Annotated in this window: 13 protein-coding genes; 2 read left to right on the top strand and 11 right to left on the bottom strand. The window is 64.1% G+C overall.

Translation table 11 applies throughout. The annotated features are described in order from the left end of the window. On the top strand, positions 1-234 hold a 234-nt coding region (gene speD, locus ACK5L9_RS16575; RefSeq protein ID WP_416912562.1), incomplete at its 5' end, for an S-adenosylmethionine decarboxylase. A gap of 99 nt (positions 235-333) precedes the next feature. On the opposite strand, the gene ACK5L9_RS16580 is transcribed toward speD, so the two are convergent. From ACK5L9_RS16580 to ACK5L9_RS16605, 6 genes are all read right to left on the bottom strand, one after another. Further along, entirely contained in the window at positions 334-1,308 is a 975-nt protein-coding gene (locus ACK5L9_RS16580) for an ABC transporter permease subunit (protein ID WP_416912563.1), read from the bottom strand. Beyond that, positions 1,305-2,894, bottom strand: coding sequence for a sugar ABC transporter ATP-binding protein (locus tag ACK5L9_RS16585; RefSeq protein ID WP_416912564.1), 1,590 nt, complete (start codon positions 2,892-2,894; stop codon positions 1,305-1,307). The genes ACK5L9_RS16580 and ACK5L9_RS16585 overlap by 4 nt, the downstream gene beginning before the upstream one ends. A 72-nt stretch (positions 2,895-2,966) precedes the next feature. Next, positions 2,967-3,920 (bottom strand): ABC transporter substrate-binding protein, encoded by a 954-nt coding sequence (locus tag ACK5L9_RS16590; protein ID WP_416912565.1) that lies wholly within the window; start codon positions 3,918-3,920, stop codon positions 2,967-2,969. Positions 3,921-4,050: 130 nt separating this feature from the next. Next, a complete protein-coding gene (locus ACK5L9_RS16595) occupies positions 4,051-5,751 on the bottom strand; it encodes a dihydroxyacetone kinase family protein (RefSeq protein WP_416912566.1) in 1,701 nt (566 codons plus the stop codon). A 61-nt stretch (positions 5,752-5,812) separates the two neighbouring features. Then, entirely contained in the window at positions 5,813-7,165 is a 1,353-nt protein-coding gene (locus ACK5L9_RS16600) for an FGGY family carbohydrate kinase (protein WP_416912567.1), read from the bottom strand. Between the two features lie 30 nt (positions 7,166-7,195). After that, a complete protein-coding gene (locus ACK5L9_RS16605) occupies positions 7,196-7,960 on the bottom strand; it encodes a class I fructose-bisphosphate aldolase (RefSeq protein ID WP_416912568.1) in 765 nt (254 codons plus the stop codon). Positions 7,961-8,177: 217 nt separating this feature from the next. Between ACK5L9_RS16605 and ACK5L9_RS16610 the strand changes: the two genes are divergently transcribed. Beyond that, a complete protein-coding gene (locus ACK5L9_RS16610) occupies positions 8,178-8,942 on the top strand; it encodes a GntR family transcriptional regulator (protein WP_416912569.1) in 765 nt (254 codons plus the stop codon). 27 nt (positions 8,943-8,969) lie between these two features. Here ACK5L9_RS16610 and ACK5L9_RS16615 read toward each other — a convergent pair whose 3' ends face one another. The 5 genes from ACK5L9_RS16615 to ACK5L9_RS16635 all read right to left on the bottom strand — a co-directional run. After that, positions 8,970-10,163: an ABC transporter ATP-binding protein gene (locus tag ACK5L9_RS16615; RefSeq protein ID WP_416912570.1), complete on the bottom strand. Its 1,194-nt coding sequence runs from the start codon at positions 10,161-10,163 to the stop codon at positions 8,970-8,972. 13 nt (positions 10,164-10,176) lie between these two features. After that, on the bottom strand, positions 10,177-11,211 hold the full coding sequence (locus ACK5L9_RS16620; protein ID WP_416912571.1) for a Gfo/Idh/MocA family protein: 1,035 nt from the start codon (positions 11,209-11,211) through the stop codon (positions 10,177-10,179). A gap of 6 nt (positions 11,212-11,217) precedes the next feature. Then, positions 11,218-12,051, bottom strand: a complete 834-nt coding sequence (locus ACK5L9_RS16625; RefSeq protein WP_416912572.1) for a carbohydrate ABC transporter permease — start codon at positions 12,049-12,051, stop codon at positions 11,218-11,220. Between the two features lies 1 nt (position 12,052). Next, a complete protein-coding gene (locus ACK5L9_RS16630) occupies positions 12,053-12,976 on the bottom strand; it encodes a carbohydrate ABC transporter permease (protein WP_416912573.1) in 924 nt (307 codons plus the stop codon). Between the two features lie 99 nt (positions 12,977-13,075). Continuing rightward, positions 13,076-13,522: hypothetical protein (locus ACK5L9_RS16635; RefSeq protein WP_416912574.1), on the bottom strand; the 447-nt coding region annotated here is incomplete at its 5' end.

Genomic DNA, 13,522 nt, shown 5'->3' on the forward strand with positions numbered 1-13,522 from the left:
AAAAAGGATCCCGGCGGGCTGTCGGGATTTGTCATGATTGCCGAAAGCCATATCAGCTTTCACACATTCCCCGGCCGGGGTTTCGTTACGATCGATCTTTACACCTGTCAGTGCGATCTGGATCGCGATGCCGTCACCAGCCGGTTGATGGACGCCTTTCAGCTTGAGGATGCCGACATCTATGTGCAAGAGCGAGGGCTGCGCTATCCGGTGGCCGATATCCTGTCGGCCTAAGCAGATATTCGTGGCTTTGCCCACGAATGCCTGCTTCGGCTTGTTTGATTTTGCAGGATTTTTATCCGAGAACCGGTGGCCACTTTTCGGAAATCCTGCTTAGCCCGTCCTGAATTTGTCGATGGTAACGGCCAGGATGATGACGCCGCCCTTGATGATATATTGCCAGATGTCAGAGACGCCCAACAGGATCAGCCCGTTTGACAGGACTGCGATGATCAGCGCACCGATCAGCGTGCCCCAGACCGAGCCGATGCCGCCGACAAAGCTGGTGCCGCCCAGGATCACGGCGGCGATGGCGTCCAGTTCATAGGCCTGCCCCAGTTGCAGCCCGTTTGCGGCGTAGAGGCGTGCGGCGGACATGACTCCGCCAAGGCCCGACAGCAGGCCCGAGGCGGCGTAGGCGAACAGCAGGACCAGCGGCACCTTGATGCCCGCCAGCGCTGCGGCCTCGGCATTGCCGCCGACGGCATAGATCCAGGTGCCAAGCACCGTTCGCCGCAGGATCAGCCATGACAGCAGTACGATCACAAAGGCGATGACGACCAGCCATGGCAGACCCAGAACCGTGCCGTTGCCGATAAAGCTGAAGGGCAGGTCGGAATTGAACACCGTCGAATCACCCGCCGCCAGCCGTGCGACCCCGCGCACCGCCGTCAGCGCGCCAAGCGTGACGATAAAGGGCGGCAGCCCGACCCAGGCGATCAGGCCGCCATTCAACAGACCGCAGGCCGCCCCGGCCAGCAGCGCCAGCGGAATCGCCGCCCATGACAGGCCCGGCGCAAGCGAGGCCGAGACCGCTATCACCGCGGACAGCGCCAGAATCGAGCCGACCGACAGGTCGATTCCGCCGGTCAGGATGACAAAGGTCATCCCCGCCGCCAGCACCGCGTTGATCGAGGCTTGCTGCATCACGATCGACAGGTTGCCGACCGAGATGAAGCGCCCGCTGGCCAGTTCAAAGCCGATGCACAGCAGGATCAGGACCGGCAGCATGCCGGACAGGCGCAGCAACGTGCGGATGCGATCCCGTCGCGATTGCGCGTCGCGGGCGAATTGGGTGGTGTCTGTCATTCTGCCATCTCCTTGTCGTCGTCGGCCGGAACCTGCCGCCCGCCCCCAAAGGGCGAGCCCGCCGAAAGCCGCATGATCGCCTCTTGCGTGGCGGGTTGCCGGGCGGTGTTGGGCACCTCTCCGGCGATGCGGCCATCGCGCATCACCAGAATCCGGTCCGCCGTGCCGATCAGTTCCGCCAGCTCGCTGGAGATCATCAGAACGGCCATGCCCTCGGCGGTCAGCCGGTCGATAAGGCTGTAAATCTCGGATTTCGCGCCGATATCGACGCCGCGTGTCGGCTCGTCCAGGATCAGCACTCTGGGGCGGGCCTCAAGCAACCGTCCCAGCAGTCCTTTCTGCTGATTGCCGCCCGACAGGTTGCCGATCCGCGTGCCCGGCACCGCGCCACGAATGTCCAGCCTGTCGATCTGCGCCCGGCCCATCGCGGTGGCGATGCCGGGGCCAAGCGCGCCTCCGGGGCCGGCACGGTCCTGCAGCACGCTGATCGCCACGTTGTCGGCCACCGACATTTCAAGAAACAGGCCAAGGCCCTTGCGGTCTTCGGTCAGGTAGGCGATGCCCGCGTCAAGCGATCTGCGCGGGCTGCGATGGTCAAGCGGGCGGTCATCCAGCCGGACGCTGCCGCCGTGGCTGGCATCGGCGCCATAGATCAGCCGCGCCATCTCGGTCCGGCCCGACCCGACCAGCCCGGAAACCCCGACCACCTCGCCCGCGAACAGGTCAAGGCTGACCGGCCCGATCTTCCGGCCATCGGTCAGGTCGCGCACCTTCAGAACCGGTGTGGTCCGCACGGTCGGGCGATGTTCCTTCTTGTAAAACCCCGAGATCTCGCGCCCGACCATCATCGAGACCAGCCTTTCGGGGTCCAGTTCGTTGCGGCTCAGCGACCCGGCAAAGCTGCCGTCGCGCAAGACGCTGACACTGTCGGCGAGGCGATAGACCTCTTCCATGCGGTGCGAGATATAGATGATCGAGATCCCCTCGGCCCGCAGCCCGTCGATCAGCGTGAACAGATGTTCGCTTTCGCGTTCGCTCAGCGCGGTTGTCGGTTCGTCCATCACGATCAGCCGGGCCTCTGACAGCAGCGCGCCCGCGATCTCGACCAGTTGCCGCTGTCCCAGAGACAGGTCCATCACCCGCGCGTCGGGGCCGAAATCTGTTCCCAGACGGTCAAGCACCGGCATTGCCCGCCGCCGCTGACCCGCGCGGTCACTGAAGAAGCATGCGCGACGCCTTTCGCGGCCCAGAAACATGTTTTCGGCCACGGTCAGATTGGGTGACAGCGCCAGTTCCTGATAGATCACCGCAATGCCCAGATCGCGGGCATCCTTTGGCGCGCTGATCGCCGCAGGTTTACCGTCAACCTGAATCCGCCCGCCCGGATTGGCATGAATGGCCCCGGAAAGAACTTTCATCAGCGTGGATTTCCCCGCGCCGTTTTCACCCATCAGCGCGTGAACCTCGCCCGGCTGAACCGACAGCGAGACATCCCTCAATGCGTGAACGGGGCCGAATGTCTTGGAAATATTCGCCATTTTCAGGCGCGGCCCGATTGCGCCCTGCCCATGAACCGGCATCTGCATATGACCTCTGTAACAGCCAAGCCCGGCGGGGCGACGCCTGCCGCCCCGCGTCCTGCACATGTCCGGCGGGGATCAGCGCGCGGTATCCCAGCCCTTCCAGTCGGCGGCATTGTCCCGCGTGACCAGTTCGGTCTGTAACAGAACCTCTTCGGCGGGCGGTGCCTCGCCTTCCATGACCTTCAGGCCAAGATCGGCTGCCTGCCAGGCCATGTGATAGGGATCCTGCGAGGCCGAGGCGACCAGAAGCGTGCCGTCCTTTTGCAGCGCCTCCAGAAAATCGGGCGAGCCGTCCACGCCGCCGATGATCATCTCGCTGCGGTTGGTCTGCTTTGCGGCCAGTTCCGCGCCGATGGCGGTGGGATCATTGGCCCCGAACACGGCATCCATATGCGGAAAACGGGTCAGCAGACCCAACATCACCTGAAACCCGCCATCGCGGCTGGCCTTGCCGTCCTGATTATCGGACAGGATGCTGATGTCGGGATAGTTCGCCAGCGCCTCTTTGCAGCCGGTGACGCGGTCAATGATCGAGCTGACGGGCGGGCCGTTGATGATCACGAAATCGCCCTTGCCCCCGATTTGCTGCGCCAGATAGTCGCAGGTGATCCGTCCGGCCTGGGTGTTGTCGGTTCTGACCGTCAGGTCCGCCCCGGCAGCCGAGACATCGACAGCGGCGACCGTCATGCCAGCATCTTTGGCGCGTTTCACGGCGGGCGCGACGGCGGCGCTGTCAACCGCGTTCAGGATCATCAGGGTCGCCCCCGACGAGATGAAGCTGTCGATCTGCGAGGATTGCTTGTTCAGATCGTAATCCGCGCCAACCACGGTGACATCGGCGTCCGGCGCGGCCTCTTTGATGCGATCCTCGGCCCCCTGAACCAGCGGCACGAAAAAGGGGTTGCCCAAGGTGCCGACCGTCACGCCCACGCGTTCCGGCAGCCCCTCGGCCAGGGCCGGGCCGGTCGCGCCGGATGCGGCGATAAGGCCCGCGGCGACGGTGAATATGGTTTTATATAGTGGGTTCATAATATTTCCTCCCTTTGTTTAAGTAAAATACCAGCTTTCCATACCGTTCCATACCGTTCCGTTCCGAACGTACTGTACGTACAAAACCTGACTGTGCGCAATTGACATGACGAGTCAAGGATTCTGTTGCCTACCGCCCGCGATCCTGTCCAAGCGCCGCCATCCAGATTGCGACCGCCGCCGCGCCGCCATCCGGGATGCCGGTGGATCTGTCGCCCAGATAGCTGGCACGCCCCGCCCCCGCGCGCATCGAGGCGGTTGCCTCCAGGCCCCGATCCGCTGCGGCGACGGTGGCTTTCCACGCCTCGTCCAGAGGGCTGCCCTTGGCCAGATGCGCCTTGAAGGCATCCGCCGCCGGACGCAGCGCGTCGATCATGGTGCGGTCCCCCGGCTTTGCGCCGCCCAGATCGCTGATCGCCTGCGTGGCTACGTCAAGGGCATTCGCCCAATCCGAAGGGGCGGGCAGCGGGTTGCCCGACAGTTCCCGCGACGCCCTCAGCAACGCGGTCGCGTAGAACGGCCCGGAACTGCCGCCGATGGCCCTGCGCAATGCGCCCGCCACCGCCGCAAGCCCGGCCCCGGCCGTAGTAAAGGCGCCTTCGGGCAGGGTCTTTACCGCCTCGGAACCGCGTTGCATGCTTTGACCCAGATCGCCATCGCCCGCCAGACTGTCCAGCCGGGTCAGCTCTGGTTCGGCACCGATCAGCGCGTCCGCCGCGCGCAGGACGGCGGCACGGACCAGCGCGCCCCCTGCATCCGGCGCGGCATCGGGGAATCTGTCGGCGGGCGGGGCATCGTCGGGAAGGATGACGGGGCCGTCATTCGGTATTCCCGGTCCCGGCCAGGCGGGCGCGTTGCAGGGCGCGTCCAGCAGGGCCAGCATATCCGCATCGAGCGGCATCACCGAACAGGAAAAGCCGGGCATGTCCAGCGCGCTGAGCAGGGTGCCGCTCCAGACACGGGCGACGTTCAGGCCGCGCCCGCGCAGATCGGCCAGCGCCGCGCGCAGGGCGATGGACAGCTCCATCGGCGGCGTCGCGCCAAGCCCGTTGACCAGCAGCGCGACGGGCCGCAAGCCGTCAATCCCCCGGTCTGAGACGATCACATCCAGCACCATCCGCGCCAGATGATCCATGCCGGTAATCGCCTCGCGCCGGACGCCCGGTTCGCCGTGGATACCAAGCCCTACCTCGATCTCGTCCGCGCCAAGTTCGAACCCCGGTCGGCCCACCGCCGGAAGGGTGCAGGATCCAAGCGCGACGCCCATGGACCCCACCGCCTCTGCCGCCTGACGGGCCAGACCGGCCACCCCGGACAGCGGCAGTCCCTGTTCGGCTGCGGCACCCGCGATCTTGTGGACCAGAACCGTGCCCGCAATGCCGCGCCGCCGGTCTGGCGGCACCGTGTCATGCAGCGCCACGTCATCGGCGACGATCACCACCTCGACCGGAATGCCCTCGGCCCGCGCCAGTTCGGCGGCAAGGCCGAAATTCAGCCGGTCGCCGGTATAGTTCTTGACGATCAGCAGCGCCCCCGCCGGACCCGCGACATGACGGATCGCCGCCAGGACGGAATCGGTGGCGGGCGAGGTGAACACATCCCCCGCCACCGCCGCAGTCAGCATGCCCCGCCCGACATAGCCTGCATGGGCCGGTTCATGCCCGCTGCCCCCGCCGGAAATCACCGCCACCTTGCGTGCCGCAGCTTGCGGCAGATCGGTGCGCACGACGACGGTTTCATCTGCCAGAAGGCCGGTGCCCGGTGTGGCCGCGACGAACCCCTCAAGCATTTCCGCGACGACTTTGGCCGGATCGTTGATAAGCTTTTTCATGCTGCCCTCTCTTTGAATGAAATGACCCGGAGCCGCGTCGGGGCCACGCTGAAACCATGCCTCATCGGTCGGACCCGGCGTGCAGCAGGTCCAGAAAACCGGGATAGGCCGCGTCATAGATCCGCTGCCATTCGGCGACCGGATCGACCTTGCGGATCGCCGGGGCAAAGCTGGCGGGCGCGTCCGTGGCCCCGGCGGCGATCAGGGCCGCGCCGACCAGCGCCAGTTCGGCCTCGTCGGCGGTGAACAGGCTTTGGCCCAGAACGCTGGCGCGCAGTTGCAGTAACCCGTGCGACCGGCTCCAGCCGCCGGTGGCATAGATCGGGCCCGGCGCGACGCCACTGGCCGCGAAACCATCGAACATCGCGCGCGAGGTCATGCTGGCCGCCTCAAGTACCTGACGGATGCCGCGCCGCGCCGTGCCCCCGGTGCCGATTGGCTGCGGGGTACCAGGATCGCCCGGCAGTGGCGTGGCGGCAAGATAGTCGCGGACGGCGCTGCGCGAACCGGCAGTATCCAAAGCGCCGGAAAATTCGAATACACCGATACAGGCCATGCCTTCACCCCCCCGTACCGGCACCGAATATGCGATCAGCGGATCGGGCGCACCGGGGCGGAATTGCGTGGTTTCGCCGTAAAGGACGCTGGCCGTTCCCAGGCTGTCGATCCGCGCGTTGCGATCGAGGCGATGGATAGCCGAGGCGGCAATCGGGTGATCATGTCCGCCGGCGACCAGCAGCGTCCTTTCCGTCACCGCCCCGGACCCGATCAGGCGCGGGCAGGCCATCTGTCCGACGATTGTTCCGGCGGGGCGGGCGGCGGGCAGGGGGGGCGCGTGGCTTGCGGCCAGCAGCTCGTCGATCCAGCCGCGCATGAAGGGATCGTAACAGGCGGTCCGCGCCGCCAGGGTCTGGCTTATGAACGGCGCGGCACCCCAGGCGATCAGCGGGTAATCGGTCAGGGCCACCCAAAGATGCGCCTGACGATGCGCCTCGGGGCGGTGGCGCGACAGCCAGCGCCACTTGGCTGCTGTGCGGGTCGGTTCCATCGCGATACCCGCCCGCCGCGCAGTCGCCGCATCGACGCGGATCGCAGCGGCATCGGCGCTGGCACGGCGGTCAAACCATGGGATGACATTGTCCAGCGGGCGAAGCCCGGCATCCAGAAGAACACCGTCCTCTCCCACCCCGGTCGTCGCAATCGCCCGGATGGGCCGGTTCGCGCCAAGTCTGCGCCAGGCATCAAGAACCATTCCCTCGACCCGGCCCAGCAGAGCGACTGGGTCGGTGACGATGCCGGCGTCGTCGCCGGTTCTGGGCGTGGGAACGACCTCGGCACTCAGCAACCGGCCCGAGCCGTCCGACAGCCCGACCTTCAGGTTCGTCGAGCCGATATCGATCCCGCAGACCAGCATCACCGTCCCCCCGTCAGCTTTGTCGCGCGATCACCAGCGGCGTGTAAAGCTTTTGCGGGTGATCGCGGCGATTTGTTGCATCATCTCTGCGGCCTCGGATTCGGGGCGCTGCCAGATCTTGCGTCCGACGACGACGCCTTGTGCGCCCGCCTCGATGGCCAGCCGGATGTCATTGACCGTCGAGGCCGCGTCACCCGCCAGCGGGCCGCCCGCCACGACGATCGGGATGTCCAGTTCGGTGCACAGCTTGTCGGTGGCGTCGGGGCCGGGGAAGGTGATCTTGATGATGTCGGCACCCAGGTCATAGCAGACGCGGGCGACCTCCATCTCGGCGGTGACGATTTCTGGGCTGCGCGGGGTGTTCAGGAACACCGGCTCAAGCATGGTTGGTACACCCCATTTGCCGGCCTCGGCGATGACCTCGCCAATGCGCCTGCAATAGCTGATCTTTTCGGCATCGCTGACATTCCACGGCAGCAGCATCTTGACGCAATCGACGCCAAGGCGCACCGCGTCCTCGACACTGGCGGCCATGCAGCCCGTGCCGGTTTCCGGGGCGCTGGTCGGCCAGAACGCATCGATGGCCAGCACGCGGGCCAGATGCGAGTTCTTCGCCATTTCGACCTCGGATTGCTTGACGATGCCGGTCGAGACCATGAATCCGGTGATGTCCATCGCGATGTAACGCCGCATCACCTGCGCCGGGGCCTCAAGCGCCTTGACCCGGCCCCAGACCAGTCCGTGATCAATGGGCACGATCAGTGCGGCGCGGTCGTCGCGAAGGACGCGGTTCATGCGGTAGCTGGTTGAAAATCGGTTGGCCAAGACACTCTCCATTTTTCGGCATGCGGGTTGGCGCCGGCGGGAAAGCGGCAGGGGTGCGGCTTTCCGTTTCGGCCGAAATGCCCCTACTGTACGTACAAAATTATGCAAAATCGGTCAATCTTTTTTATGGACAACCAGAAATCCGCGCTGTTTTGTACGGAATGTGCGGACAAACAGGATCAGCCGGATGCAGAATATAGAACGGTCGTCATCGGAACCATATTACCTGCAATTGGCTAATATCATTGAAAGAATGATCGCAGACGGCGAACTGAAAAGCGGCCAGCGCATTCCCTCGGAATCGGAACTGTGCCGACGATATGACCTTGCCCGATCAACCGTGCGCGAGACCTTTCGTACGCTGGAACAGAAAAACCTGATCCGCCTTGTGCCGCGTCGCGGGGCCTTTGTCAGCGATCAGTCGGATAATCGCTGGAGGTTGCAGGTCACGCAGGGCTTTCTGGAACCCGGCGCGCATTCGGCGGGCACGGAAATTGAAACAAGGGTGCTGCAATCGGCGGAAAAGCCGCTGCCCGACAGGGCGGCGCGGGCATTGGGGCTGCAACCCGGCACGGTTGGATTCGAGCTGCAACGTCTGCGCCTGATCGACGGGCTGCCTGCGATGCATTCGACCAACTGGCTGCCCTTGCCGGTCGGGCAGTCGCTGGCTGGCAAGCCCGTGCTGCGGGGCGAGGGGTCGCTGAACGCGACGCTGCGGCAGGCGGGGCACCACATCTTTCGCGCCCGCCGCGAGGTCGCAGCCGTCATCGCGCCGCAACATGTCGCGGGCCATTTGCAGGTGTCAAAGACCTTTCCCGTGCTTCTGGTCCGCTCGATCTCGCGCGATGCGTCGGGGATGGCCTTCGACTATTACGAATCGCATGCACGCAACGATGTGGTGACGATTTCCGTGGATGCCGAGGCTTTGGCAGATGGCGATGCGGCGGGATGATCCCGCCGCGCGCCGGTTCGCTGCGGATCAGCAGATCCGGGCGGTGGTGGTTTCGTCAAAGAAATGCAGGCGCGGCATGTCCAGATACAGCGGCATCATTCCCGAAGGCGCGGCAAGCCGTTCAGAGCTGACGCGCGCGGAATAACGCGCCTCGCCGCTGCCCGCGCTTTCGCCATCGTTCAGCACCTGCATCAGATCCTTGCCGACCTCGGGGGTGGGCAGGTCGAAATGCAGATAGGCATCGGGTCCGACCAGTTCCGAAATCATGATATCCGCCGTGATCGTCTGCGACTGATCGCCCTGTCCCTGCGGTTCCAGTGCAAAGAACTCGGGCCGCATGCCCATCACCACGCGGGCACCGGCATGCGCCGCAAGAGCCTGAAACACCGGGGTATTTTCCGGCGTCAGGCGCAGGCGGTCATCGGTTCCGGGGATATGCGCCGTCAGCCCCTGATCGTCCCGCGTCAGATCGGCATAGACGAAATTCATCGCGGGCGAGCCGATGAACCCCGCCACGAACATGTTGCAGGGCTCCAGATACAGCTTTTGCGGGCTGTCGCATTGTTGCAGGTTGCTAAGCTGCCCCGGCGCATGCGGTGACAGAACGGCCACCCGGTCGCCCAGTGTCATCGCCTCGACCTGATCATGGGTCACGTATACCGTGGTCACACCCAGCCGCTTGCGCAACAGCTTCAGTTCCGCCCGCATCTGGACGCGCAGCTTGGCGTCAAGGTTCGACAGCGGCTCGTCCATCAGATAGATGGTCGGGCTGCGCACGATGGCGCGACCCATTGCCACCCGCTGCCTCTGCCCGCCCGACAAGGCGCCGGGTTTGCGGTCGATCAGCGGTTCCAGATCGAGAATCCGCGCGGCGTTCATCACCATCTCGCGGGCCTCACCTGCGGGTACCTTGCGCTGTTGCAGGCCGAACATCATGTTGTCGAACACGGTCATATGCGGATAAAGCGCATAGTTCTGGAACACCATCGCCACGTCGCGATCCTTGGGATCAACGTCGCTGACATCGCGGTCGCCCAGAAAGACACGCCCATCGGTCAGGCTTTCAAGCCCGGCGATCATGCGCAGCAGCGTGGATTTGCCACAGCCCGAGGGGCCGACCAGCACCAGAAACTCGCCGTCCTCCACGTCGATGGACACGTTCGAGATCGCCCGTACTTCGCCGTATTTCTTGCCGACATTATCTATGGTCAGGGATGCCATTTGGGTTTCCTCCTCAATAGGTGATGTCCACGGGCTGACCGGATTTCGCGCTGTCCTCGATGGCGGACAGGACACGGGTGACGCGCAGCCCGTCCTCGACCGTGGCCAGCACTTCGGTATCGTTCTGGATCGCATCGACAAAGCGGGCGATGGATTCAAAGACGAAACCGCCGATCCGTGCCGGACCTGCGGGCGTCACGCCGAACAGGTCGCGGTATTTCAGGCCCTGTCCGGTCAATTGCCGATAGGCCCCGTTATGCGAGGGGTTCAACTGGATCTGGCCCCGTTCGCCGACCAGTTCGGTCTCGAAGTGAAAGACCTGCGGGTTGTCGGGCGACAGCACCCAACTGTTTTCGATGGTCAGGATCGCGCCCTTTGAAAACTCCAGCATCGACAGGTGGACATCGGCGGTTGCGACCCCTTTCGAGGCCAGATGCCCGTCGCGGCGCATGGCAAAGACGCGGGTCACATCGTCGTCCAGCATGAAGCGCAGCGCATCGACCAGATGCGAGCCAAGGAACCACAGCGCCGAGGACCGGCCCGCCCAGGCCAGCATTTCCAGCGGCACGAATGTCGTGTTCGACAGCCGCCCCGAACCGTGGATGACACGGCCAAGCGTGCCCTGCGCGATCTCGTCCCGCGCGGCGGCGATGGCCGGGTTCACGCGGTTGTGGAAATCGACCATGATCTTGCGGTCGCTGGCGGCGGCGGCCTTGCGGATCGCCTCGGCCTCGTCAACCGTTGTGGCGAGGGGCTTTTCGCTGAGAACATGCTTGCCCGCTGCCAACGCATCGACGATCAGCGGCGTATGCGTGAAATCGGGCGTGGCTATGGTGATGGCGTCGATGCCGTCAAGCTCCAGCAGCTTGCGGTGGTCGGTAAAGACATGGGCGACGCCATGCGTCTTTGCCATGGCCTGCGCCCGGTCCTCTTGCAGGTCGCAGACCGCGACAAGGCGCGTGTTCGGCAGGGTGTTGAACACATGGGCGTGCTGGCCACCCCAAATGCCCGAGCCGACAACCGCGACATTCAGGATTTCATTGCTCATTTCAGGTTATCCTTTGACTGCGCCGAAGGTCAGGCCCCGGACCACATATTTGTCGAAAACTAGGAAGATGATCATCGGCGGCAGCATCGCGACCACTGCGGCAGAGGCGATAAAGCTCCAGGTGACACCGGTAGAGGCGAAGTAGCCAAGCGTTCCGATTGGCAGCGTCGCGGTTTGCTGGGATGACAGGACAAGCGGAAAGGCCGCGTTGTTCCAGGCAAAGACGAAGGCGAACATCGAGGTCACGATCAGGCCGGGCCGAACCAGCGGCAGGATGATCCGCAGCAGGATGGTCGCATAGCTGGCGCCATCGACGCGGGCGGCCTCTTCGATCTCGACGGGGACTTCGTCGATGAAACTTTTCATCAGCCAGACGGAAAACGGGATGGTCAGCGTTTGCAGGACCAGAACCATGGACAGATAGGTTCCCGACAGCCCGACATTCGTCATCAGGATGAAATAGGGGATCAGGAAGGCGACCGGCGGTGCCATCAGAAGGCCCAGATACCACAGCATGATATGTTTCTTGTGGCGGATGCGGAACCGGCTGAGCGAATAGGCGGCGGGCAGCGAAAACGGCAGGTTCAGCAGCACCGCGCCAATGGCGACGATCAGGCTGTTCCTGACCTGCTTGGCATTCGCGCCCGGCTCGATCAGCGTGTGCCGGATCGCGTCCATCGTGGGTTCGAACCGCAGTACAGGCGGCATGGTAAAGGCGGTTGATGGCGGGCGGATCGCCAGCAGGATGAACCACAGGATCGGGCCGATGAAAAAGATCATGACCAGCGCCAGCAGCGCATAGATGGCCAGGCTTTTCAGGGGTGTTTTCTGACCAATCATCCTACCACTCCCAGTTGCGGAAGGCGAAAAAGGCGTAAAGGCCGACAATCGCGTTGACGATGATCACAACCAGCCATGTGGTCGCGCTGGCCATGCCGATGTTAAAGTCGATCAGGCCCTGCTGATACAGCGTATAGCCAAGCGTCCGCGACGATGTGCCCGGCCCTCCGCGTGTCAGCACCAGCACCAGATCGAAGGTGTTGAACAGTTGCATGAAGCGCAGGATCAGCACGATCAGCGCGGTTTTCATGATCAGCGGCAGCTTGATCCGCCACAGGATCGTGGCCGAGGACGCACCGTCCAGACGCGCGGCCTCGATCAGGTCAGGCGACACGGACAAAAGACCGGCATAAAGCGTGATCGCGAAGAAGGGCGTCCATTGCCAGACATCGGCGACCAGCACCGCCAGCAGCGAGGTGTTGGCGCTGCCCAGAATCCCGGCCGAGGGCGGGTCGATGCCGATCGAGGTCAGCAGCCAGGTGATGATGCCGCCCGAAGGGTCGTACATGTAACGGAACAGGAACCCCACGACGATGGGCGCGATGGTCGTCGGCATGATCAGGATGGCGCGGCTGACGCTCATCCCCGGCAGGCGGTTGGCCAGCAGCAGGGCGATGGCAAGGCCAAGGCCGAATTCGATGGCCGTGCCGCTGAATGTCAGCAGCAGCGTGTTCCACAGCGAGGGAAAGAACTCTGGCCCCGACAGCACCAGCTTGTAATTCGCCAGACCGACGAACATCACCGGCTCGGGGCTGGTTTGCAGGTTCCAGAAATAAAAGCTGTTCTTCAGCGCAAAGACCAGCGGATAGGCGATCAGACCGACCAGCAGGATCACCGACGGGGCGATCAGCAGGATTGGCAAATGCTCGCGCAGGCGGTTCCGCGACGGGCGCGTCCCCGGCGGAGAGGTAGAGGCATGTGACATGGGCTTTGGTCCCGGACCAGAAAGGGGGGGAGGCAGGGGGTGCGACGCGTGTGCCGCCTTCGCGCCGGTTGCCGGGCGCGAAGGCGGCACCGCCAGGCGTCAGCGCAGGCTGGCGATCAGGGCCGCCGTGGCCTCGGGCGTGTCCTCGAACGAGGGGAAGCTGTAGGGGATCAGGAAATTCCCCTTCATCGTGTTGGTGAACAGGGTCTCGACCTCGGCCAGCGCATCGGCGGGGCTGTTCTGGCCAATCAGCACCTTGTTCAGCGCCAGGCCCAGAATCCCCTCAAGCGTGGTATAAACCGGCGCGGGCGGGCGGGCGATCTTGCCATTGCCCTGTTGCAGCATGCCAAGCTGGTCGCCCAGATAAGGGTAATGCTGCGCCAGATCGCCATCGTCATAAGACGATTTGCGCACGAAATCCGAGAATTGATAGCCGTATTTATCGACCATCCCCATCAGCTTTTGCGTCTCGGCCGAGCTGGCCCATTTCAGGAACTGCCAGGCCGCCTCGGATTTGCCCGAGGACGAGGGGATGCCAAAGCTGTA

This window comes from Paracoccus sp. (in: a-proteobacteria) (assembly GCF_047973135.1).
In the GTDB taxonomy this organism is placed as follows: Bacteria; Pseudomonadota; Alphaproteobacteria; order Rhodobacterales; family Rhodobacteraceae; genus Paracoccus.

Bases quoted from the DNA above. Each gene is read 5' to 3' on its own strand.
- ACK5L9_RS16580 (WP_416912563.1), bottom strand. From the start codon at position 1,308: ATGACAGACACCACCCAATTCGCCCGCGACGCGCAATCGCGACGGGAT.
- ACK5L9_RS16585 (WP_416912564.1), bottom strand. From the start codon at position 2,894: ATGCAGATGCCGGTTCATGGGCAGGGCGCAATCGGGCCGCGCCTGAAA.
- ACK5L9_RS16590 (WP_416912565.1), bottom strand. From the start codon at position 3,920: ATGAACCCACTATATAAAACCATATTCACCGTCGCCGCGGGCCTTATC.
- ACK5L9_RS16595 (WP_416912566.1), bottom strand. From the start codon at position 5,751: ATGAAAAAGCTTATCAACGATCCGGCCAAAGTCGTCGCGGAAATGCTT.
- ACK5L9_RS16600 (WP_416912567.1), bottom strand. From the start codon at position 7,165: ATGCTGGTCTGCGGGATCGATATCGGCTCGACGAACCTGAAGGTCGGG.
- ACK5L9_RS16605 (WP_416912568.1), bottom strand. From the start codon at position 7,960: ATGAACCGCGTCCTTCGCGACGACCGCGCCGCACTGATCGTGCCCATT.
- ACK5L9_RS16610 (WP_416912569.1), top strand. From the start codon at position 8,178: ATGCAGAATATAGAACGGTCGTCATCGGAACCATATTACCTGCAATTG.
- ACK5L9_RS16615 (WP_416912570.1), bottom strand. From the start codon at position 10,163: ATGGCATCCCTGACCATAGATAATGTCGGCAAGAAATACGGCGAAGTA.
- ACK5L9_RS16620 (WP_416912571.1), bottom strand. From the start codon at position 11,211: ATGAGCAATGAAATCCTGAATGTCGCGGTTGTCGGCTCGGGCATTTGG.
- ACK5L9_RS16625 (WP_416912572.1), bottom strand. From the start codon at position 12,051: ATGATTGGTCAGAAAACACCCCTGAAAAGCCTGGCCATCTATGCGCTG.
- ACK5L9_RS16630 (WP_416912573.1), bottom strand. From the start codon at position 12,976: ATGTCACATGCCTCTACCTCTCCGCCGGGGACGCGCCCGTCGCGGAAC.